This window comes from Micromonospora phytophila, assembly GCF_023656545.1.
Taxonomy (GTDB): Bacteria; Actinomycetota; Actinomycetes; order Mycobacteriales; family Micromonosporaceae; genus Micromonospora; species Micromonospora phytophila.
Genome location: NZ_JAMOKF010000066.1, coordinates 1 through 20,912 on the forward strand (window position 1 = coordinate 1; position 20,912 = coordinate 20,912).

The following is a 20,912-nucleotide window of genomic DNA, read 5'->3' on the forward strand; positions in this document are numbered from 1 at the left end:
GGGGATCTGGCGACGACTGCTGCAGACCACCCGCCGCCACGCCGGCCGACTGCACCTGCCGGTCCGGCCCGGCACGGCAGCCGGCGACGACCAGGCGTTGGCCGCCCACGGCGGCGCGGACCTGGTGCACCGGCTCCCACAGGTGGCCCAGTGGTTGCTCGGCGTCGACGGGCGGCTCGTGCTGGGCAACTACGTCTACGCCGACGGGGCGACCAACGTACGCGTCGCCATGGCGGTCGACGCCCTCACCCGGCACCTGCAACAGCGCCGCGACGACGTGGCGCTGGCGTTCCTCGCCACGCCCACCGACGTCTTCGCCGTGCCCGCCGACGCGGTACGCCACGCCGAGCAGGGCTACGCCCGCCGGGGAGTCGCCCGCAAGGCGCTGCGGGTCGCCTCCGCCGGTCGGCTCCTGCACCGCAACTATCCGCCGGGCGCCGACCCGGGCATCAACGACAGCCTCGTGCCCCAGCAGGGCCCGAACTACGCGCTGGCCAAGCGGCTGCAACGGTGGCGGGCCACCGTCGCCCGGGACGAGGGCGCCACCGTGTCGTTCACCGTGGCGCCGCCCACCCGCACCCGCTCCGTGGTCCGCAACCGCGCGCTCGCCGCCGCGTACGCCGGGGCGCACCGCTTCGGCATCGAGGTGTTCGACCCGGCGACCAGCAACACCCTCATGGCCGCGATGCTCGTGCACGACCTGCGCACCGGGGGCCCCTCGCTGGCCCAACCGTGGCAGGACGAGGCGTACGGCGCGGCGCACGGCGGACTGTGGCGCCTGCCGTACGCGCCGCGCAGCGCCCTGGGGCTCGCCGTCCTGCTGGGCCTCGGCGGCGCGCGCGCTTGACCGCGTTCGGGCAGCGCCTGATCACCACTGCCCGCCGTATCGCGCCCTGCACCGGTCGGCCTCCGATGGCGGCCGACGGCAGGAAGGTCTGACCAGGCGCATACCCTGACGCAGTGCTGTCGCAGGTGAAGGGGTTGTCCCGACATTTCACGGAGGAGACCCTGCGGGCGTACCTGCTCGACCGCTCGGTGCGCCTCGACAACGGCTGCCTGGTCGTCCGCGGCTACGGTGACCAGCGGGGCGTGTACCAGAAGCTCGCCGGTCGGGCGTGGGCGCACATCGCCGCTTTCGTCGTCTTCGTCGGCGACTACGACCCTGAGCTCGATGTCCACCATGTGTGCGGAGTGCCGGACTGTATCGAGCCGGCCCACCTACGGCAGATCACTCACGCGGAGAACTGTCGCGTTCGGACACAGCACCCGCAGTGCCGCAACGGGCACGACCGGGAGATCGATCCTCGCAGCGGTCGCTACCGCAAGGTGTGCCGCGCCTGCAACAGGGACGCTCAGAAGCGGTGGCGCGAGCGACAGGCCGCACAGGTCGCCGAGGCGCGAGCCCGCTATGGCCGATCGGTGGCTGACGGCAGCTGACGACGTCGTGGCGCACGGATCAGGCGGGGCGCGTGCAGGGCCAGCGTCTGGGGTATCGACGTCATGGTCTGTCCCGAGAGGTGGACGGTTCCCGATCCGATCGAAGTGGCCGTCGCCGCAGCACAGCATGCTGCTCGGTGGGCGGATCAGCCAGCCAGTCGACGACGGCAGCAGCTGTCCAGGACTGCGCGTGGCTGCCGGCGGGCTCGCCGGTCTGCGGGTCGTAGTACTCCCCGAAGTTGCGGTCCGCCACCATGGCGAGGGTCTGTTCCCGCCATCGATCCGCGAGCGCATCCTCGCCGTGCCGCCGCAGCGCCCACACGAACAGCCAGTTGAGGAATGGCCAACTCGGGCCTCGCCAGTAGGTACGCGGTTTGAACCCGGGGTCGTCCGGCGAGACGGATGGCGGTACCTTGAAACGCAGTGAGGGATGCTCGGCCCACCGTGGTCCGGCGAGCATCGCGGTCTGCTCACGCCGCACGGTCTCGTCCCCGCCGCAGAGCGCCACCGACCAGGACGCCACCGACTCGGCGGGGATCCAGGACCCGCGGATCTCGTCGAAGTCGCGGCAGCGGCGGGTGACCGGGTCGAGGGTCGACAGGACCCCCTGCCGGGCATGCTCGGCCAGCAGCCGTTGCTGGTCGGCGATGTCCCCGCGCCCGAGGCTGTCGGCCATCCGCGCGGTCTCATCGGCTGCGAGGGCCAGGACCGCGGTCATGAAGACGTCACGGACGCGGAAGGACACGACTTTTTCGATCATCTTGTCGTCGTAGCCGACCGACTTCATCTCCCCGACCAGCGTGAGGTAGCGCTGGTACTCCTCGTCGCTCGGCCGGTCGGCCAGATCGGTGACAACCTTCGTGTCGTGGCGGCGCAGTTCGACGAGCTCGTCGACGGTCACACCCGCGTACGCGGAGTCCCACCGCGGCGAGTTGTCCATGCCGGACTCCCAGCCATGATGAATCTCGATCAGCCCACGCCCCGACGGGTCGCGGATGTCGGTCAGCCACTGGTGCCACGCGACGATTTTCGGCAAGTGGTCGGTGACGAAGGCCTCCGCACGCACGGCGTCCGCGCCGCCCCGCGACCGGGCGATGTCGAGGATGCGTGCCAGGGCGATGGCGTGCGCGGGCGGCTGGCAGATTCCGCTGGTGAGCACCCCGCCGGGCTTGGCCCTGGCCGAGGTGGTTCCCCACACGTCCGGCCCGGGAAAATAGCCGGGCACGTCGGAGAAGACGATGTGCGGAATCATGCCGGTCGACCACTGCGCGTCGAAGAGGTTACGCAGCTCCAGCAGCGCCCGCTCGACGGACATGTGCGCCAGGCCGATGGAGATGAAGGCGGCATCCCACGACCATTGATGTGGGTAGAGCGCCGGCGCGGCCTTCACCATCCCGCCGAGGTCGTTGTCGCGCAGAACCCTCCGCGCCGCCTCATCCAACGTCGACGCGTCCACCACGAAGCTCCTGTCGTTCATACGCTTGCCAGCAGACCAAGCCCGGTCTGCGGGTCATACAGCCGCACGGAGTCCGGGGCGAAGTGGAGGAAGACCGTCTCGCCCGAGGAGACCCGCTGGCTCGGTGGGATCTGGACCTTGAGGCTCTGGTCGGCCACCTTGACCGTCAGTAGCGTGGCGGCGCCCAACGGCTCGACGACGTCGACGACAGCGGGAACCAGGTCCGGCCTGTGCGCGGCGATGGAGATGGCCTCGGCACGGATGCCGATCCTGATCGGACCAGGCGGTACGGCCGCCGGTGCGGGGATGGAGGCGCCCTCACCGAAGATGATGCGGCCGTCGGCTACCTGGCCATCGAGGAAATTCATCGGTGGCGACCCGATGAACCCCCCGACGAAGGTGTCCGCTGGGCGGTCGTACACCTCCATCGGGTGTCCGAGTTGGGCGATCTTGCCGGCCTCCATCACCGCCACCCGGTCGCCGAGTGAAAGCGCCTCGACCTGGTCGTGGGTGACGTAGACGGTGGTCGTGCCGATGTGCTCGACGATCTTCTTCAGCTCGGCGCGGAAGTTGAGCCGCAGCAGGGCGTCGAGGTTCGACAATGGCTCGTCCATGAGCAGGACGTCGGCGTCGACGACGATCGCTCGCGCCACGGCCACCCGCTGGCGCTGGCCGCCGGAGAGCTGTGCCGGGTAGCGATCCAGGTACGGAGTCAGCTGGAGCAGCTCCGCCGCCCAGGCCACCTTCCTGGCGATCTCATCCTTGGGCATCTTTCGGGTCATCAGGCCGAACCCGATGTTCTGGCGTACGCGCCGGTGCGGGAACACCGCATACGACTGGAACACCATCGACAGGTTGCGCCGGTTCGGTGGCAGGTAGGTCATGTCCCTGCCACCGATCGAAATCGCCCCGGCGTCGGGCAACTCCAGCCCGGCGATCATCCGCAGCAGCGTCGTCTTGCCGCAGCCGGAAGGGCCGAGCAGGACCATGAACTCGCCGTCTTCGACGTGCAGGGAGATGTTCTTGGTGGCCGGCTCTGTGTTGCCAGGGTAGGTCTTGACCAGGTTACGAATTGAGATGTCAGCCATGGTGGTCGTCCACTTTCGGTGTGCGGCGCGGGAGGCGGAGCCGGGTCATCGGATGGTGGTCCCCCACATGTTGATCAGGTACTTGCGCATCACCGCGATGAAGATCAACGCCGGGACGATGAGGAAGAAGCCGCCGGCGAAGCGGAAGGTCAGCGGGGAGTCGGACAGGGACGAGAGCACGGTGGCCGGCAGCGTCCGCTGGTTGAGGGTGAGGATGGTGGCGCCCAGCACCTCGTTCCAGCTCAGCACGAAGGTGAAGATCGAGGCAGCCGAGATCCCCGGCAGCGCGAGCGGTAGGACGACGCGGCCGAAGGCACCGAGCGGCCCGCAGCCGAAGATGCGGGCCGCTTCCTCGACATCGACCGGGACCGCGAGGAAGACGCTCGCGGTGACCAGGATCGTCGTCGGCAGCGTCAGCGCCGTGTGCAGCAAAACCACGGCGAGCGGCGTGTCGTACATGCCGACGTTGAGGAACAGTTCGGCCAGCGGCACCGAGAGCACGACGATGGGCAGCGCCCGGGTGAAGAGCAGGAAGAGTTGGTACTGGTCACGGCCCTTGAAGACGTACCGGGCGATGGCGTATCCGGCCGGCGCGCCGACCACGAGGGAGAGAGCCAGCGTGCCGACGGCGACGATCAGGGAGTTGATCAGGCCAGCACCGACACCGGTCGAGCTGAGGAAGGTTGACATCGTCTCGACCGAGAAGGCGGTCGGCAGGAACCGCAGCGGAAACTCGTTCATGGCGGCTGGAGAGGAGAATGCCGCGACCGCGATCAGGTAGAACGGCACGACCATGAACAGGCTGACCGCGACGCACGCCAGTTGGAGCAGTAGGCGGTTGCGCTTGAGCCGACGTAGCGGCCTCAGATCGACGGGTACGTCGTCGGACTGTTCGGTGCGCGAGGGTGCCAGCGTGCTCATCGGGCTGCCCCCTTCGTCCCGTCGCGTAGCACTCTCAGGTAGAGGAACGCCGCCGCCATCGACACGAACATGACGACGAGCGCGAGCGCCGAGGCGACATTCGGGTTCTGCAGCGCGGTGTAGAACCGGTAGGTCTCCCCGACGAGCAACGGGAAGTCCTGGCCGGTCAGGGCCTGCGCGACGGCAAAGGTCTGGAAGGCGAGGATCGTACGCAGGATCAGAGCCACCTGCAGGCTCGGCTTGAGGAGCGGCAACCAGACGTGCCGCAGCCTCGTCCAGTAGGTTGCCCCGAAGACGTTCGCCGCCTCGTCGTAGTCCTTGGGGATTCCCTGCAGGCCGGAGACGACGATGACCATGACGAGCGACGTCGCCCGCCACAGCTCGGCGACGAGGATCGCCGTGAACTGCGATGTCGGGTTGGTGTAGGAGAGCCACGACACCGGGCCGACACCGATCGTTGACAGGGCCGAGTTCAGGTACCCGTTGTCGGTGAAGATCGCAAGCCAGACCAGGCCCGCGGCCAGGTCGGAGACGGCGATCGGCACCGCCCAGAGATAGAAGTAGAGGCCCTGGCCCTTCGGCCGCTGGTGCAGCAGCAGCGCCATGACGATGGCGAGCACGAACTGCACAGGCAGCAGAACGACGATGAGGAGCAGCGTGTTCCGCACGGCGGGCCCGAACTGGCCGTCGCCGACCATCCGCTCGATGTGGTCGAGGCCGAGCCCGTCCGGCGACTGGAACGCCTGCAGGATGCCGGCGACCATCGGCCACGCGAAGAGCAGCAGCATGAGGATGATCGACGGGGAGATCAGCAGCAGCGCCGGCGAGAGCCGGCGCGATCGGCTGGCACGACCTCCCCGCGCGCCTTCTCGTACCAGTTCCGTCCTGGTCATGGCTCAGGCCACGCTGCAGGTCTGACCCGCAACCGCCTTGTCCGGCGCCCAGCAAGGGACCTTCGCCTGGTCGAGGATGCCCTGCAGGACCTTGGCCTGGGCGCCGAGCACTGCTGCCGGTTCCTTGCCGTCCTTGCAGATCTGCGCGAAGCAGTCTTTGTAGACCTGTGACACCTCGCCGTCCCGCTTGCCCAACCCGACCGGCGTCACCGCGATGATCGCGTTGGATGCGTTCTGCTGCGCACCCACGGCCTTTGCCTCGAGGCTGACCGCCGGCGGTAGGTCCGTCGGCAGGTCGCCCTTGACGACCGGGAAGAACGCGTTCTGCCGCAACGTCTCTGCTTGGGCCGGAAGTTGCGACAGCGAGGTCATGACCTTGGTGGCCTTGTCCAGGTCGGCACCCCTGGGTACGCCGAACCCGGCGACGACGAGCATGTAGCCCTGCCCCTTGGGGCCCGTCGGGGAAGGCAGCATCACCCAGTCGTCGGGCTTGTCCTTGGGAGCATTGACCAGACGGGCCACGTGGTCCCAGCCGACGAGAACCTCCCCGCGTGCCATCGGTTCCTGCAGGTTGTCGTAGTTCGTCGACGCGGGGTTCATGTTCGCCCAGAGTTCCTTCATGTACTTCCAAGCGGTGATCGCGTCGGCGGAGGCGAAGCCGGTGACCTGTCCGCCGGTGAAACTCGGCAGCAGGAAGCCCTGGAAGAAGCGGTGGTAGAGGCCCTTGGGCCCGGCGGGAAAGCCGAAGACCGCCTTGCCGGTGGCCTTCCTGGCGTTGATCGCCCACTGCAGGTACTGGTCGTAGGTCAGTTTGTTCTGGTCGGCACCCGACGGCAGGTACGCCAGCGTCGACTTGTGCGCCGCGACCACGTAGGTGGCCTGCATCCACGGGATGTACTTCACCGTGCTGCCACCGAGCGTCGCCAGCGACCAGAGGTCGTCCGAGATGCCGGCGGAGGACAGTTGGGACTTGACGGTGTCCAGGTCTTCCAGGTTGTCCGCGAGGGTGGCGAGGTCACCGTGCAGGCCCCCCACCAGGCCGATGCTGACCTTGTTCGCCTTGACCTGAGCGGAGACCTGCGTGACGACCTCCCCGGCCGTCATGGAGTTGTAGGCGATCTTGAAGTCCTTGACATGCGTCGAAAGGATCTTCTCGTAGCGCTGCTTCTCTTCGATCGGCGTGAACTGGGTGGAGATGAAGGTGAAGTCTCCACCGCCGGACGTGCTCGCGCCCTGACAGCCCGACAAGGACCCGGCCAGGAAGGGCATCGCGGTCGCCCCGAGACCGAACTTGAGGGCTGTGCGCCGGGAGAGGGGCCTGTCGTTGATCGAAGACATGAAGACCTCCACTGTGGTGGGTGTCGCCGTCGACACCCTTCTGTCAGGCTGCTGAACATAAGTGCCGTCCTCATGGTCGTCAAGGGTTGCAGGGGGTTGTAACGTCTGTATCCATGCACGATCCGCCACGGCTGCAGGCTGCCGCCGCCCCCGCGGGAGTGGCATTGTCCGCCGGTCGGTTGCTGCAACTCATCCGCAGCGAGTCCGGGGTGACCCGTGCACAGTTGTTGGCCCGCACCGGCATGTCGCGGACCACCCTGACCGAACGCCTCGAGCAACTCACCGCCGCCCGCTTGATCCGCGAGAGCCGCAGCACCGATCCGACCGGCGGCCGACCCGCGAAGATCATCGAGTTCGACGCTGTCGACAAGGTCGTGCTGACCATCGATCTCGGGCACACTCACGCCCGGGTGGCGGCCGTGTCCATCGCCGGGGTACCCCTGGCGGCGACCGAGATCGCCGTGAAGGGCAGGTCGCCGTCGGAACTCGTGCTGACTGCATTGATCAAGGCAGCCGAGGAGGTACTGCAACGGTCTCAGGGCTGGGAGGTTGTCGGCATCGGGTTCGGCGTGCCCGCGCCGGTCGTGCAGGAGGGGCAGACCCACTGGGACAGCTCACCGATGCGCGGCTGGTCCGAACGCCTCATCTCCGACACCTTGCAGGGGCGGTGGCCGGTCCCCCTCGTTCTCGAGAACGACGCGCGCGCGTTGGCCATCGGCGAGGACAGCCTGATGTCCTCCACCGAGTCCGGTGTGGACATCCTGCTGGCTGTCAAGTTCGGCTGGGGTATCGGCGCAGGAGTAGTGATGGACGGCCAGCCCTTGCGGGGTTCGACCGGCGCGGCCGGCGACATCGGTCACACCCGTGTCACGAGGGACGGCCCACGCTGCCGGTGCGGTCGACGCGGTTGCCTCGCCGCGTACGCCTCCGGGCGAGCGATTCTGCGGCAGCTGCGGCATCGCCACGTGACCAGCCTTTCTGACGTGGTGACGCTGCTGGACCGCAAGGATCCCGAGGTGACGGCCACCGTTCGGCGCGCGGGTGAGGCGATCGGTCACGTCCTCGGCGGGCTACTCGCCTGCATCAATCCGTCCGTCGTGGTCCTCGGTGGCCTGCTCGGACACCATCCACTGGTCGTGCGGTCCGTCCGCGCCGAGGTGAAGAACAGCACCCTGCCCCGGGTGATCGAGCGGACCAGCATCCAACCCAGTCGTCTCGGGGAGGACGCCGGCACGATAGGAATGGCCCGGCTGGTGGTCCAGTCGCTCTACAGCCCGGAGGCCGTGGACAGCCGGCTAAAACTCCTAACAGAGTGATCTAGCCGATCTTCAACCTGTGGTGCGCGAGCCGCTCACCAAGAGACCTACCGGTGGAGCCCCGCGCGTAGCCGATGCCGATCTCAGTTAGGACGGCGGGGGCCGGGGCGAGCAGTTCGGTGGGCTCCAGCCGGGCGCTGGCATCACGAGCCGGAGGCCTCCTGGTCGTCCCGGGCCGGAACCGTCGTGGTAGGTGGCGGTGACGGCGGCGCGGGCGTTCCAGGTACGGCCCATCTGGGTGGAGCAGCGCGCCGGTGCTATCCAGGCCGTCCGTGGCAGATGCCGGGACGTCGAGAGGTCAGTCAACAGATGTTGCGCCACCGGCGTCCTGTCGCCAGTGTTCTGGCCACCGTCACACCAGCGTAAATCCTTACGCACAGGAACCGTCATTATGATGTGCTCACGCTTTGTCCCTTTTGTGTGGGCTAAATGTTGGATTGGCGTTAACGGTAATCCGGTAATTGGCGAGCAGGCCCTGCGGGCGGGTGACCGTTGGGCGGGCGTTCTCGCCGCCGAGGTTCAGCCTGCGGCGGGTGTCGCTCAGCGTTGGTCGTTCTCCGTCAGCTCGACGACCAGGTTCGGCGACGATGACGATGTCGTGTCCTTCTTCGCCGACCTCGTCGCCGGCGTCGACAGCTACGGATCACCGTCGCCCACCACTGGCGAGCCAGGGGATCGAAGGGCGGCTCGCCCTTCGATCCCCTGGCTCTACCGGCAGCGATCGGACATCCGCTTCCCTGCTGCCGTGGTCGCGGTGGTTCCGCATTTGCTACTTACCGGTGGTGAGGACCATTCGGTAGTGGGCGTCGCCGGTGAGCATCCGGTTGTAGGCGTCGTCCACCTCGGTCAAGGGGCGGGTTTGCGTCATTGGCCGGACGCCGGTGAGTGCGGCGAAGTGGAGAGTTTCCTCGACGTCGCGGGCGGTGCCGGAGGGGTGGCCGTGGACGGTCCGACTGGTGGAGATGATCTGGAACGGGCTGACCTGGATCGGCTCCGGGTCGGCTCCGAGGACGATGAGTTCGCCGTTGTGTCGCAGCCCGTCGATGGTGGCGCTCATGGCTTCGGAGCTGGCAGCCGTGGCTAGTACGACCTTGGCTCCGCCGAGGGCCTGCAACTTCTTGGCGACCTCGCCGGTGGTGCTGTCGATGTAGTGGTGGGCGCCGAGCTCGATGGCCGAGTTGGCCTGGCCGGCGCCGCGGGCGATGGCGACGGTCTCGAACCCGAGCTTGTTGGCGAACTGCACGCCCAGGTGCCCGAGGCCGCCCAGGCCGAGTACCGCGACGAGGTCGCCGGGGCGGGCCGGGCTGCGGCGCAGTGAGTTGAAGGTCGCGACGCCCGCGCAGCCCATCGGGGCCGCCTCGACCGCGCTCATCTGGGACGGGATGCGTGCCAGCGCGGTGGCGGGCACGACCACCGCCTCGGAGTAGCCGCCCGGGTAGGCCCAACCCGGCACCTGGATGCGCTCGCAGTGGATGAAGTCACCTTCGCGGCAGGCCAGGCAGACGCCGCAGTTGCCGCCGAACCAGCCGACCGCGACGCGCTGCCCGGGCTCCCAGTTCTCGACATCGTCGCCGACCGCGTCGACGCGACCGGCGATCTCGTGACCGGTGACCAGCGGGAACGGCACGTTGGGGAACGCGGCGTTGACGAAGGCCCAGTCACTGCGGCACACGCCACAGGCCTCGACGGTGACCCGAACCTGGCCACGGCCGGGTTCGGGCAGTTCGCGCTCGACGATGCTGAACGGGCCTCCGGGTTCGGCGACTTGGGCAGATCGGATCGTGGGCATCGGTACCTCGCTGTGTGGTGGATGGGCGGCGACCTCGTGATCGCCGCCCATCCATCACATCCCTCGAAACCGCACTCTGAGCCGGTCAAACAAGGCCAGCCCTGCCTAGGAACGCCAATACCACTTTCGCGGTTCGCCGCCCGTCTTCCCGATCGGATACTGGATCCGTGGTTTACAACGCCGACCTCAAGGAGTTCCTCCGGTCCCGCCGGGCCCGTCTACGCCCTGAGGAGACCGGCCTCACCGGCACTGCCGGGAGCCGACGGGTGCCAGGCCTGCGGCGGGAGGAGTTGGCGGCGCTCGCGGGCGTCAGCGTTGACTACTACGTACGACTCGAACAGGGCCGCAACCTCAACCCCTCCGAGGCCGTACTCGACGCGATCGCCCGCGCGCTGCGCTTGGACGACACCGAGCGCGCTCACCTGTTCGACCTCGCCAAGCCATCCGCGGGACGCCGGCGCCGTCGCCGCCCGCAACGCGTTTCCGCCGCGACGTATCAGCTGCTCGAGACCCTCGACGAGGCCGCCAGCCCGGCCCTCATCCTGGGCCGGCGGATGGATGTGCTGGCGATCAACCAGATCGGCCGGGCGCTCATCAGCGACTTCAACGCGTTGCCGGCCCGGCAGCGCAACTATGCCCGGTTCATCCTGCTGGATGACAACGCCCGCGACCTGCACCCGGACTGGCAGGCCAACGCCGCCGAGACCGTAGCCACCCTCCGCCTCGACGCGGGCCGCTACCCCGACGACCCTGATTTGTCGGCGCTGGTCGGCGAACTGTCGGTCAAGAGCGAAGACTTCCGGCGCTGGTGGGCCGACCACCAGGTGCTGGCACGCACCTCCGGCACGAAGCGCTACCGCCACCCACTCGTCGGCGACCTGACGCTCACCTACCAGGCCCTCAAATTGCCGGAAGACCCGGATCAGACCCTGTTCATCTACAGTGCCGCGGCCGGCACCGCTGCCCATACCGCCCTGCGCCTGCTTGCGCACTGGAACACCGACACGGCCCAGCTCTCCGAGCCCGCAATCGGCAAGAGCAGCGCCAGCTGACACAGGTAAGCCCCTTCCCTGAACCGACACTTGGGCAGACGCTGCCATCCCGTCCCCAGCGGGATCAGGGACCGCCACCCCAAGCCGGTGGCGCCGGACGACGCCGTCGTCCAGGATGCAGCGGAGTCGGCACCTGTCACGATGGTCCGCCTGCCGGCGAGGACGCTTCGGAGGGGTGGCGCCGGGCGCGGGTCGTATCGGCGATCGCGATCCCGGTGAGGACCGCGGTTGCGGCGAGGGCGACCAAGAGGGGCGGTACGAGCAGGGTCACCGGTGCCGCAGCGGCCAGCACGAGCAGCCCGATCAGCCGATCTGGGGACACCCGGCTGAACACGGCGTATTCGAAGAGGGAACGCCCGGCGAGGAACAGCGCGGGCCCGCCGAGGATGACGGCGACCCAGCCCGGCCTGGTGTGTCCGAGTGGATGGTCGATGACGAGTTCACAGCCAACGGCGGTGACGACGATGCCGGCCACCATGACCATGTGGGCGTATTTCGCCCAGAAGGCGAGGCGGAGTGGGCCCGGGGATGCTTTTATCGCGGTGGCCAGTACCTCCCCAGCACGGTGACTGTAGATCCGCCAGAACAGCACTGTCGTGGCGATCGACACGAGGAAGGCTGCGGTCTGGTACGCCGCGAAGCCGCTGCGGCTGAGAGTCAACGCGGTGACCAGGATCAACTCTCCGAGCGCGATGATAAAGAACTGGCGGTAGCGCTCGGCGAGGTGCTCGGCCGCCACCGACCACTCCCACCTGGGCGCGCGACCCAACCCCGGCGTGGGCCAGCCAAGTGTGCCGCCCGCGTAGTCCACGGCCACCGCCAGCGCCCACAGCGCCCCGCGCGCCGTGCCGTGCACCATGGCTCCCGCGATCCACGGCACCGCGGACACACCGAACCAGACCAGCGCCCGTCCGGGCCTGCGCTTCAACTGGGGGTTACGCACGGCGAGCACAAGGAAGAGCCCGCGGCCGAGCTGGATGGCGACGTAGACGCCGGCGAAGATCAGACCTCGCTCGGCGAACGACTCGGGCGCCGCGGCGGCCAGCACGAGACTGCCGACCAGGGTCGCGATGACCAGCAGTTGTATCACCGGCCGCTGCGGGTCGTACCGGTCGGTCAGCGACGCCGTGATGAACCACACCCACCACATCGCCAACAGCAGCACCAACGTCTGGAAGGCGCCGCGCCAGCTGAGATCATGGGCCAGCCCTCGCGAGATCTGGGTGAATGCGACAACGAACGCCAGGTCGAAGAACAGTTCCAGGAACGTCGTCCGCTGCGGCTCCCCGGGTCGCCGCAGCAGCTCGTCCGCCCTACTCGTCGTCATCGACTCGCCCGTTCTGTCGGCTTTGCACCCGCATCCAAGAAGTCGTACCACGCCGTCGCGCCCGACAGGCCGGCAAGCGCAAGGGGCCGAATGACGACGGCTGGCGCGAGGGGCCCATATCTGGCCGGCTCCGATTAGGCCATTGATGCCCCACCCATCACCCGATCCTGTTACAGGTGTCGGGGCAAGGGGCCCGTTTTGCCCCGAACGATCGGGGAACTCACCGTGCGGTGGGTCGGGCCGCCCCGTGCACGGGAAACCGCGATGGCGGATCCTGGGCGGGATCCTGGACCGATCCGCCGCATGCCTCTGCAGCAAACGTGGCGATACGCGTCAGGCGTTTGCTCCATTGCGAGTTGCGAACCTCGGGTCAAGGAGCCGCGAATGAGCCCGCGCACGGATGTCCCGGCGCTGCAGGGGGTTCCCGCGGCCGGGATCTTTCAAGGGCGCCGCATGGTGGTCGCCAGTGATGCCGACATGGTCCCGTCGGCCTACATCAACGGGCAGCTGGGGCCCCGGGAGGCGGGGCAGGAGGACACGCTCACGGTCATCGAGCTGCCGTTGGCGTTCGACGGCACGTCCCCGACGATCGGCACCGCCCCCGCGCCGAACTCAGTGACCGGACCCCCGGCCGTGCTCGCGGTCGACGCCGACGGCACCCGGGCCTACGTCATCGAGACCCTCGGTCAGCGCGGGCCCGAGGCACAGACGTTGTCGGACCTGGCCCCTGGCAACACTATCCGCGCCTACGACCTCACCAACGGGTCATCGCCGCGGCTGCTGTTCACCGGCACTGCGGGGCACATGCCGCAAGCCGTGTCCCTTCACCCCGACGGCCAGCTTCTCGCCCTGGCCGGCGGCGACGTCTTCTCGCTCGCCAGCCCACAGGCCGAACCGTCGCTGCGCCTGCTCCGGGTCGAGGCTGACCGGTTCGGAGACGAGGTCATGCTCGAGCCGCTCAGTGACGACGGTGAGCCCATAGTGGCGTCCTACGTGGAGTGGCATCCGGGCGGCGATCTGGTGGCTGTGTGCTTCCCGTGGCGGGACGAAGTTCGGCTGTTCGGTGCGCACCGCTCACCGGCACTGCGGCTCGAGCCGCTCGGACCACCGATCAAAACCGGCAAGTTTCCGTTCGCCGGGCGCTTCACCCCGGATGGGCGTCACTTCATCACCACGGACGTTCAATGGGGCCATGACGTCGAAGGCGTGTACGGTGAGCCCGCCGACGGACACCTGTCAGTTCTCCGGATAGATCCACGAACGGGCACAGGCGAGAAGATCGGTGACGCCCGCGTGGGTCGCAGCCCTGAAGGCATCGCCGTCAGCCCCGACGGCCGCTATATCGTCACCTCGAATCTGCGGATGAGTTTCCGCCCCTGGGATGACCCGCGGCTTGACCGGCAAAGCTCCCTGAGCCTGCTCACCTTCGACCCGGCGAATGGTCGTCTCGAGACGGTCGCCGAGGAACTGTTCGACGGCCTGCTCCCGGAAGGTCCCGCCTTCGACGCCGACGGCAAGTTCGTCGTCGTCACGGTGTTCGATCACCTCGACCTCGCCCACCGCCGCGGCGGACTGCGATTCTTCGAGGTGATCCACGACAACGCGCAGCCTCAGCTACGTCCCACGCTCTTCTCTCTCGAGGTCATGCGCGGTGCGCACACCCTCGTCGTCGTGTGACGGACGACCCGACAGCTTGATTCAAGGGCTTGTGCGTATCCCGAGCCCATCGCTGTAGCGCTCGTTCGCGGTCACGCTCGGGATTCTGGCCTTGCCGGTCCCCCTCGGCGCCGATATTGCCCAGCGCCTGTCACGGCGGGCTGCAGAGCTCGGCGACCACCGTGCTGCACTACGGCGGACGAGGACCGGCGTGGGCTGGCCTCGCTCCTCTGGCCGAACATGGACGCCTACGGCGACGTGGACGCCCGGCTCGACCTGGGCCAGCCGGGGCCGTGCCCCTGCGCCGCACCCCGGCATGCCGCCACCTGATCAGCCACGGAGTTGCGATGAACGACTTTGTCGACCTCACCGACCCGCGCGTGAACGAGGTTGCCTGGCGGGCGCGCGATGGGTCGGCTCAGGTTGAAGGAGCCGGCGCGGGCACCACTGGCTGTCGCCATCAAGACGGCTGTCTATCCGTGATCTGATCTTGGCGTGGCAGTGCCGCCTGAGGTCGCTTCGGGCTTCGTGTAAAGGATCTCGCGGGCCTGCTCCGCCGCGCGGATCATCCTCTCGCCGACGAAGTCGAGGAAGCGGGCGATGTTCTCGAGGCGGGCGGCGGCCGGGGTGTCGGGGCCGAGGATGCTGACGCCCTGCCGTGCGGTCTCGGCGAGCTGGGCGTGGGATCGGGCGGCGGCGACCATGCCCTGGTAGAAGACGTCGTCGTCGGCGACGTAGCGCTCGCGGCGGCGTTCGTCGCGTTCCCGGCGGATGAGGCCCTGGCTTTCGAGGAACGTGACCGCTTTGGAGATGGACGCCGGGCTGACCTGGAGGCGCTGGACGAGTTCGGACGCGGTGAGGCTGCCCGCGTCGGTGGTGTAGAGGCAGGTCAGCACCCGGGACATCATCTTGGGCAGGCCCTGTTGCATGAGGAGGGTGGTGAACGACTCCTCGTACTCGCGCACGGCCTCGGCGTCGCGTCCGTGGGCCTGCGGGGGCGCCTGCGGCCCTCGGGGAGCGACCTGCCGGCGCCGGTGGGCGCGGCGTTCGGTGGCGCGGTGGGCCAGGTCGGCCCGGTAGGCGGTGGGGCCGCCGTTGCGCATCACCTCACGCGTGATCGTCGAGGTGGGGCGGTCGAGACGTCTGGCGATCTCCGCGTAGGCGAGCCCGTCGGCCAGCCCCAGCGCGATCTGCTGGCGTTCCTGCTGGGTGAGCCTGCCTCCCGGCATCGCGATCTCCCTTCACGCTTCCTTGATGCCTCCAGCATAGCGTTCACTCCCACTCCAATGCAACGAGAAGGATCCCTGTCGTTGCGTTAAAACCGGGATCGATGCAACGATAACTGTGCCTTTAGCTGCGAAGACACTGGTCGTGCGCAACAAAGCTGTTGTCTGATCTCCGAACGCAACGTAGCGTTTCCGATGCCAGAAACAAGCGCAGGAGGAGAGCACGATGCAGAAGTTCGACACCCCGACCCCGATCTCCGCCGTCCTCGACATCCCCGCCGGGCGCGTCCAGTTCATCGCCGCCGACCGGGCCGACACCACGGTCGAGGTCCTGCCCGCGGACGCCTCGAAGGGCCGCGACGTGAAGGTGGCGGAGCAGACCAAGGTCGACTACAGCGACGGCGTCCTGCGGATCGAGGCCTCGGCGAAGAACCAGATCCTCGGCGCATCCGGATCCATCGAGGTGACGGTCCAGCTGCCCGCCGGTTCCCGCATCGAGGCGAAGGCGGCCGCCGCCGAGTTCCGGGGCGTCGGACGGTTCGGTGACGTCACCTTCGACGGCGCGCACGGCGCGGTCAAGATCGACGAGGCGGCGAGCGTCCGCCTCACCGCCCTCGCCGGCGACGTCACGGTCGGCCGCCTCAACGGCTCGGCTGAGATCAGCACCCAGAAGGGTGACATCCAGATCGTCGAGGCCACTTCCGGCACGGTCGTGCTGCGCACCCAGATGGGCGACGTGTCGGTCGGCGCCGCCCACGGAGTTTCCGCCTCCCTGGACGCCGGCACCACCTCCGGCCGGATCCACAACGCGCTGATGAACGCCGACGGCGCTGCGGCCGGCCTGAACATCCACGCGACCACCGCCTACGGCGACATCACCGCCCGCAGCCTGTGAAGAAGGAGCCATCCATCATGACGAACCTGGCCATCGCGGCGAACGGGCTGCGTAAGTCCTACGGTGACAAGGTCGTGCTCGACGGTGTCGATCTGGCCGTCCCGGAAGGAACGGTCTTCTCCCTGCTCGGGCCGAACGGCGCCGGTAAGACCACCGCGGTCAAGATCCTGTCTACCCTGATCTCCCCCGACCGGGGCTGCGGCGAGATCCGCGTCGGCGGGCATGATCTCGCCGCTGACGCGCAGGCGGTACGGGCCGCGATCGGTGTGACCGGCCAGTTCTCCGCCGTCGACGGCCTGATCACCGGCGAGGAGAACATGCTCCTGATGGCCGACCTGCACCACCTGTCCAAGCGCGAGGGCCACCGCAGGGCGGCTGAGCTGTTGGAGCGTTTCGACCTCACCGACGCCGCGAAGAAACCCGCCTCCACCTACTCCGGCGGCATGAAGCGCCGCCTCGACCTGGCCATGACCCTCGTCGGCAACCCGCGGATCATCTTCCTCGACGAACCGACCACCGGCCTGGACCCGCGCAGCCGCCACAACATGTGGCAGATCATCCGCGAGCTCGTCTGCGACGGCGTCACCGTCTTCCTCACCACGCAGTACCTGCAGGAGGCCGACGAACTCGCCGACCGGATCGCCGTGCTCAACGACGGCAAGATCGCCGCCGAGGGCACCGCCGAGGAGCTCAAGCGGCTCATCCCCGGCGGACACGTGAAGCTGCGCTTCGAGGACCCCGCGGCCTACGGGCGGGCCGCCGCCGCGCTGCGCGAGACCGTGCGCGACGAGCAGGCGCTGACCCTGCAGATCCCCAGCGACGGCACCCAGCGCGAGCTGCGCGCGATCCTCGACCGCCTGGACTCCGCCGGCATCGAGGCCGACACCCTCACCGTGCACACCCCCGACCTCGACGACGTGTTCTTCGCCCTGACCGGCGGCGCCGGCGTCCCCCACCAGGCCAAGGAGGCCCTGCGATGAGTTCCCTCTCCCTCGCCGCACGCGACTCGTCCACGATGCTGCGCCGCAACCTGCTGCACGCCCGGCGCTATCCGTCGCTCACCCTGAACCTGCTGCTCACCCCGATCATGCTGCTGCTGCTCTTCGTCTACGTCTTCGGCGACACGATGAGCGCGGGCATCGGCGGCGGCGGCGCGGACCGCGCCGAGTACATCGCCTATCTCGTCCCGGGCCTGCTGCTGATGACCATCGGCAGCACCGTGATCGGGACCGCGGTGTCCGTGGCCACCGACATGACCGAGGGCATCATCGCCCGGTTCCGCACGATGGCCATCCACCGCGGCTCGGTGCTCGTCGGACACGTCGTCGGCAGCGTGCTGCAGTCGGTCATGAGCGTGGTCCTCGTGGGCGCCGTCGCCGTGGCCATCGGCTTCCGGTCCACGGGTGCCGGCGTCCTGGAGTGGTTCGCGGCGTTCGGGCTGCTCGTGCTCTTCGCCCTGGCGCTCACCTGGATCGCGGTCGGCATGGGCCTGGTCAGCCCGAACGCCGAGGCCGCCAGCAACAACGCCATGCCGCTGATCCTGCTGCCGCTGCTCTCCAGCGCCTTCGTCCCGGTCGACGCCATGCCCGGCTGGCTCCAACCGATCGCCGAGTACCAGCCGTTCACACCCGCCATCGAGACCCTCCGCGGCCTGCTGCTCGGCAGCCAGATCGGCCACAACGGGTGGCTCGCGGTCGCCTGGTGCCTCGGCCTCGCGGTCCTCGGCTACCTCTGGTCGACCTCAACGTTCAACCGCGACCCGAAGTAACCGCCACGACAGCACGGCCCACCACCCGCAACTCGTCTGAGGGCAGGGCGGCGTACACCGACACCCGCGTCGGCGTACGCCGCCCCGACGGCGTTCTCGGCCATTCGCTGGGCCCGCTCCGGCGGACATCGTCGGCTGGAACTCCCGTGGCACGCCGAGCCGTTCGGCCAGCGCGAGCAACCGCCTGCGGAAGAGGTCGCCGCCGGCAAGGGCCCGCCACGGCCAACCCGTGCAGGGCGGTGCCGTACGCCGAGAGCGGGCCGGAAGGGGCGTCCGGCCGGGCCGGCAGTCCGGTCAGGATGTTGCCTGTCGGTTGCGGGGGTTGGCGTGCTTACGCGCGGCGAAACCGTACGCGTCGGCCAACAGGTGCCCGATGGTGCCCAGGGTCGCCTCCCCCGGGTTCACCACACACACCCAGTGCTGGGAGGCGTAGACCGGGTGTGGCATCACGATGTCCACCGCCGCGTGGTCCACCCCGGGCACGGGCGCAGCGCGTACGTTTCGTCCCGGCGCCGCGGCGGGGAACAGCTCCCGGTAGGCGGCCCTGGTCAGCCCGATGTTGAGACGCCAGAAGCCCGGCCTGCTCAGCTGCGAGGCGGTGTCGTAGCGGTCGCCCGTCACGATCGTGGCGAACGGCAGCTGGCGCTCGGCGGGGAGATCGCCGGCCGGGTCGTAGAGGAGGAACGTGTCGCCGCCGGCGTCGAGGGCTCTGACGCCGGCGAAGGTCCGACAGATGTGGCGCTTCATTTCACGGGGTTCCATACCCTCAATTTTTTCATTGAAATGCTATTTGAGGCTTGGGACCGGATGTGGTGGCCCGTGAGCGGAGCAACCCTCAAATCGGCCGGCAAGGTCCCCGAGCGGGACTCGTGCGGTGCCCCGATGCCGGGTCGCATCGCGGTGGCGCGGTGGCACGCGACGGCGGCCCGGGGGCCGCCGGGCGCGCCACCGCGCACGGCTTCAGCCGGTGGGTGCGTCGAGGACGGGGATGAGCTGCTCCTCCTCGTACGTCAGGTGGTCTTCCACTTCGGCGGTGAGGCGCTCGACCTCCCGGCGGACCGTGACCGGGTCGGCGTCGGTGGCGGAGATGACCTGCTGTAGCCGCGCGACGAGCGCCGCGATCTGCCGGTGCTCCCGGCGGAGTCGCTCCAGGGTGCTGGCGAGGTCCGGGCGCCGCGTGTCGAGGGCCGCGAACATGCCGGCGTCCTCGTTGGTGTGGTGGTGGTGCAGCCCCTGGCACACCGTCAGACAGTTGACCCGCAGCTGGGCGCCCAGACCGGGGCCGGAGCGGGCGACCTCGTCGCGGATCAGCGCCAGCTCCCGCCGGAACGCGTCGTGCACCAGTTTGAGGGCCGCACCCCAGGACGTCGCGTTCGGCGGCCCGCCCTCGACCTGGTGCAGTACCACCACGGGGATCACCCGGGCCGTCTTCGCCTGGTACGCGGCCCAGCCGGGGTCGGCCTCCACCGCCCGGGCGAAGACCCGGTCGCGTTCGGCCCCGGTCAGCACCTCGGCCCGCGCCCGGTACGTGAAGACCCCGTCCTCGACGGTGGCCCGCGGGTCGGCCAGCAGGTTGTGGAACCAGTCCGGATGCTTCGGCCCCCGGCGGAGGCGATGACCAGGATGCGTTCCCCGCCGTCGGGCAGGTAGCCGACGGGGGTGGTGTGCGGGGCGCCGGTGCGCGCCCCGGTGGTGGTGAGCAAAATCAGTCGGGCCCCCTCGAACGGCCCGCCGACCCGGCCGGCGTTGGCGCGGAACTCGTCGACGATCTGCTGGTTGAAGTCGTTGGGCATGCTCTGCTTTCCGTGGTGGCAGGAGACGCCACACGGCGGTCCGCCCGCGCGGGCGACCGGCGGTGGCACGGGGATGGGATCACGCAGGCGCGGCGGCGACCGGGCGTGCGGACGAAAGCGGTACGTGATCCGGCGGACGCGGAGGCGTCGACACCGGCGAACGGGCGTCGGCGGGCCGCGGGCCCGCCCCGCGCTCACGAAATGGCCGGGTGCCCTGTCCGCTCGTGGCCCATGGCCGACCCGGCAGTCACGGTTGCGACCCTAGTGTCCCACCGTGTCCGGAGGCAACGGCTGTCGCGACCGCCGGACACGATTTGCAGCGCGGCGGGTCCGGCTGCCACCGTCGGGGCATGCACGCCTTGACCGGAGCCGACGTCGACCGGGCGGTGGCCGAGATGACCACGGTGCTCGCCCCCCACACCGGGCGGGACTGGACGGTCACCGCCGGGGACCTGGAGTGGAGCTGCTGGACCACCGCCGCGCACGTGGCACACGACCTGCTGGCGTACGCCGGTCAGGTCGCCGGGCGGCCCGACGCCGGCTACCTGCCCTTCGACCTGGTCGTCTCCCCCACCGCGCATCCGGGTGAGGTGCTCCGGGTGGTCACGGCGTGCGCGGGGCTGCTGCGCGCGGCGCTCGACGCCGCCGACCCGCGGGCCCGGGCGTGGCACTTCGGCCCGTGTGACCCGGCGGGCTTCGCCGCGATGGGCGTGGCCGAGACGGTGCTGCACACCTACGACATCACCCGGGGGTTGGGGGTGGCGTGGGAGCCGCCGCAGCGGCTCAGCGCCGGCGTGGTGGGCCGGCTCTTCCCCGACGCCCCCGACGGCCCGGCGCCGCGGGTGCTGTTGTGGCTGACCGGTCGCGGGGAACTGCCCGGGCGGCCCCGGCGGACCTCCTGGTCCTGGCGGGCGGCGGTCGACTGAGCGCCGACGGCGATCGGGGCTACGCCGCCCG

Annotated in this window: 19 protein-coding genes and 2 pseudogenes; 10 read left to right on the top strand and 11 right to left on the bottom strand. The window is 69.2% G+C overall.

Features of this window, described 5'->3' with window-relative positions:
* Together NCC78_RS11410 and NCC78_RS11415 are read left to right on the top strand one after the other, a co-directional pair.
* A pseudogene (locus NCC78_RS11410) lies at positions 1–847 on the top strand (hypothetical protein); the annotation flags it as partial.
* 113 nt (positions 848–960) lie between these two features.
* Entirely contained in the window at positions 961–1,437 is a 477-nt protein-coding gene (locus tag NCC78_RS11415) for an HNH endonuclease (protein WP_250794174.1), read from the top strand.
* Positions 1,438–1,498: 61 nt separating this feature from the next.
* Here NCC78_RS11415 and ggh read toward each other — a convergent pair whose 3' ends face one another.
* Genes ggh through NCC78_RS11440 form a run of 5 tightly spaced genes read right to left on the bottom strand, consistent with a single transcriptional unit; the run spans position 1,499 to position 7,145 of the window.
* Positions 1,499–2,914, bottom strand: coding sequence for a glucosylglycerate hydrolase (gene ggh, locus NCC78_RS11420; RefSeq protein ID WP_250794176.1), 1,416 nt, complete (start codon positions 2,912–2,914; stop codon positions 1,499–1,501).
* Positions 2,911–3,981: an ABC transporter ATP-binding protein gene (locus tag NCC78_RS11425; protein WP_250794178.1), complete on the bottom strand. Its 1,071-nt coding sequence runs from the start codon at positions 3,979–3,981 to the stop codon at positions 2,911–2,913. The genes ggh and NCC78_RS11425 overlap by 4 nt, the downstream gene beginning before the upstream one ends.
* A 45-nt stretch (positions 3,982–4,026) precedes the next feature.
* Positions 4,027–4,902, bottom strand: coding sequence for a carbohydrate ABC transporter permease (locus NCC78_RS11430; protein WP_247657488.1), 876 nt, complete (start codon positions 4,900–4,902; stop codon positions 4,027–4,029).
* Complete coding sequence (locus tag NCC78_RS11435) at positions 4,899–5,795, bottom strand: carbohydrate ABC transporter permease (protein ID WP_250794180.1); 897 nt, start codon at positions 5,793–5,795, stop codon at positions 4,899–4,901. Before NCC78_RS11435 ends, NCC78_RS11430 begins: the two co-directional genes overlap by 4 nt.
* Positions 5,796–5,798: 3 nt before the next feature.
* Entirely contained in the window at positions 5,799–7,145 is a 1,347-nt protein-coding gene (locus NCC78_RS11440) for an ABC transporter substrate-binding protein (RefSeq protein ID WP_250794182.1), read from the bottom strand.
* A gap of 101 nt (positions 7,146–7,246) precedes the next feature.
* On the opposite strand from NCC78_RS11440, the gene NCC78_RS11445 reads away from it, so the two are divergent.
* On the top strand, positions 7,247–8,449 hold the full coding sequence (locus NCC78_RS11445) for an ROK family transcriptional regulator (RefSeq protein WP_250794204.1): 1,203 nt from the start codon (positions 7,247–7,249) through the stop codon (positions 8,447–8,449).
* Positions 8,450–9,218: 769 nt separating this feature from the next.
* Here NCC78_RS11445 and NCC78_RS11450 read toward each other — a convergent pair.
* Entirely contained in the window at positions 9,219–10,238 is a 1,020-nt protein-coding gene (locus NCC78_RS11450) for an alcohol dehydrogenase (protein WP_250794184.1), read from the bottom strand.
* A gap of 167 nt (positions 10,239–10,405) precedes the next feature.
* Here NCC78_RS11450 and NCC78_RS11455 point away from each other — a divergent pair, with 167 nt between their 5' ends.
* Positions 10,406–11,290: a helix-turn-helix transcriptional regulator gene (locus NCC78_RS11455; RefSeq protein WP_250794186.1), complete on the top strand. Its 885-nt coding sequence runs from the start codon at positions 10,406–10,408 to the stop codon at positions 11,288–11,290.
* A gap of 136 nt (positions 11,291–11,426) precedes the next feature.
* Here NCC78_RS11455 and NCC78_RS11460 read toward each other — a convergent pair whose 3' ends face one another.
* Positions 11,427–12,617: a low temperature requirement protein A gene (locus tag NCC78_RS11460; protein WP_250794188.1), complete on the bottom strand. Its 1,191-nt coding sequence runs from the start codon at positions 12,615–12,617 to the stop codon at positions 11,427–11,429.
* Between the two features lie 384 nt (positions 12,618–13,001).
* Here NCC78_RS11460 and NCC78_RS11465 point away from each other — a divergent pair, with 384 nt between their 5' ends.
* A complete protein-coding gene (locus tag NCC78_RS11465) occupies positions 13,002–14,294 on the top strand; it encodes a beta-propeller fold lactonase family protein (protein ID WP_250794190.1) in 1,293 nt (430 codons plus the stop codon).
* A 326-nt stretch (positions 14,295–14,620) separates the two neighbouring features.
* Entirely contained in the window at positions 14,621–14,761 is a 141-nt protein-coding gene (locus NCC78_RS11470) for a hypothetical protein (protein WP_250794192.1), read from the top strand.
* On the opposite strand, the gene NCC78_RS11475 is transcribed toward NCC78_RS11470, so the two are convergent.
* Positions 14,747–15,502 (bottom strand): GbsR/MarR family transcriptional regulator, encoded by a 756-nt coding sequence (locus NCC78_RS11475; protein WP_250794194.1) that lies wholly within the window; start codon positions 15,500–15,502, stop codon positions 14,747–14,749. The two genes, NCC78_RS11470 and NCC78_RS11475, sit on opposite strands and share 15 nt — an antisense overlap.
* 223 nt (positions 15,503–15,725) lie before the next feature.
* Between NCC78_RS11475 and NCC78_RS11480 the strand changes: the two genes are divergently transcribed.
* From NCC78_RS11480 to NCC78_RS11490, 3 genes are read left to right on the top strand one after another with little or no spacing between them, the layout of a single operon-like run.
* Complete coding sequence (locus NCC78_RS11480) at positions 15,726–16,394, top strand: DUF4097 family beta strand repeat-containing protein (RefSeq protein WP_250794196.1); 669 nt, start codon at positions 15,726–15,728, stop codon at positions 16,392–16,394.
* Positions 16,395–16,411: 17 nt separating this feature from the next.
* Positions 16,412–17,374: an ATP-binding cassette domain-containing protein gene (locus tag NCC78_RS11485; protein WP_250794198.1), complete on the top strand. Its 963-nt coding sequence runs from the start codon at positions 16,412–16,414 to the stop codon at positions 17,372–17,374.
* Entirely contained in the window at positions 17,371–18,162 is a 792-nt protein-coding gene (locus NCC78_RS11490) for an ABC transporter permease (RefSeq protein ID WP_250794200.1), read from the top strand. Before NCC78_RS11485 ends, NCC78_RS11490 begins: the two co-directional genes overlap by 4 nt.
* A 294-nt stretch (positions 18,163–18,456) precedes the next feature.
* Here the strand turns inward: NCC78_RS11490 and NCC78_RS11495 are convergent, their stop codons facing one another.
* The 3 genes and pseudogenes from NCC78_RS11495 to NCC78_RS11505 all read right to left on the bottom strand — a co-directional run.
* On the bottom strand, positions 18,457–18,924 hold the full coding sequence (locus NCC78_RS11495) for a DUF6194 family protein (RefSeq protein WP_250794202.1): 468 nt from the start codon (positions 18,922–18,924) through the stop codon (positions 18,457–18,459).
* Positions 18,925–19,122: 198 nt separating this feature from the next.
* The gene (locus NCC78_RS11500) at positions 19,123–19,629 is read right to left on the bottom strand and encodes a hemerythrin domain-containing protein (RefSeq protein WP_372495117.1); all 507 of its coding nucleotides are present in this window, start codon (positions 19,627–19,629) and stop codon (positions 19,123–19,125) included.
* Positions 19,618–19,955 (bottom strand): annotated as a pseudogene (locus NCC78_RS11505) (nitroreductase/quinone reductase family protein); the annotation flags it as partial. The pseudogene NCC78_RS11505 and the gene NCC78_RS11500, both read right to left, overlap by 12 nt.
* Before the next feature lie 350 nt (positions 19,956–20,305).
* On the opposite strand from NCC78_RS11505, the gene NCC78_RS11510 reads away from it, so the two are divergent.
* A complete protein-coding gene (locus tag NCC78_RS11510) occupies positions 20,306–20,881 on the top strand; it encodes a maleylpyruvate isomerase N-terminal domain-containing protein (protein WP_372495116.1) in 576 nt (191 codons plus the stop codon).
* Positions 20,882–20,912: the final 31 nt, after the last annotated feature.

Excerpts from the sequence above, each read along its gene's own strand:
- NCC78_RS11430 (WP_247657488.1), bottom strand. The coding sequence starts at position 4,902 with ATGAGCACGCTGGCACCCTCGCGCACCGAACAGTCCGACGACGTACCC.
- NCC78_RS11465 (WP_250794190.1), top strand. The coding sequence starts at position 13,002 with ATGAGCCCGCGCACGGATGTCCCGGCGCTGCAGGGGGTTCCCGCGGCC.
- NCC78_RS11450 (WP_250794184.1), bottom strand. The coding sequence starts at position 10,238 with ATGCCCACGATCCGATCTGCCCAAGTCGCCGAACCCGGAGGCCCGTTC.
- NCC78_RS11490 (WP_250794200.1), top strand. The coding sequence starts at position 17,371 with ATGAGTTCCCTCTCCCTCGCCGCACGCGACTCGTCCACGATGCTGCGC.
- NCC78_RS11435 (WP_250794180.1), bottom strand. The coding sequence starts at position 5,795 with ATGACCAGGACGGAACTGGTACGAGAAGGCGCGCGGGGAGGTCGTGCC.
- NCC78_RS11470 (WP_250794192.1), top strand. The coding sequence starts at position 14,621 with ATGAACGACTTTGTCGACCTCACCGACCCGCGCGTGAACGAGGTTGCC.
- ggh (WP_250794176.1), bottom strand. The coding sequence starts at position 2,914 with ATGAACGACAGGAGCTTCGTGGTGGACGCGTCGACGTTGGATGAGGCG.
- NCC78_RS11495 (WP_250794202.1), bottom strand. The coding sequence starts at position 18,924 with ATGGAACCCCGTGAAATGAAGCGCCACATCTGTCGGACCTTCGCCGGC.
- NCC78_RS11445 (WP_250794204.1), top strand. The coding sequence starts at position 7,247 with ATGCACGATCCGCCACGGCTGCAGGCTGCCGCCGCCCCCGCGGGAGTG.
- NCC78_RS11485 (WP_250794198.1), top strand. The coding sequence starts at position 16,412 with ATGACGAACCTGGCCATCGCGGCGAACGGGCTGCGTAAGTCCTACGGT.
- NCC78_RS11460 (WP_250794188.1), bottom strand. The coding sequence starts at position 12,617 with ATGACGACGAGTAGGGCGGACGAGCTGCTGCGGCGACCCGGGGAGCCG.
- NCC78_RS11480 (WP_250794196.1), top strand. The coding sequence starts at position 15,726 with ATGCAGAAGTTCGACACCCCGACCCCGATCTCCGCCGTCCTCGACATC.
- NCC78_RS11475 (WP_250794194.1), bottom strand. The coding sequence starts at position 15,502 with ATGCCGGGAGGCAGGCTCACCCAGCAGGAACGCCAGCAGATCGCGCTG.
- NCC78_RS11510 (WP_372495116.1), top strand. The coding sequence starts at position 20,306 with ATGCACGCCTTGACCGGAGCCGACGTCGACCGGGCGGTGGCCGAGATG.
- NCC78_RS11425 (WP_250794178.1), bottom strand. The coding sequence starts at position 3,981 with ATGGCTGACATCTCAATTCGTAACCTGGTCAAGACCTACCCTGGCAAC.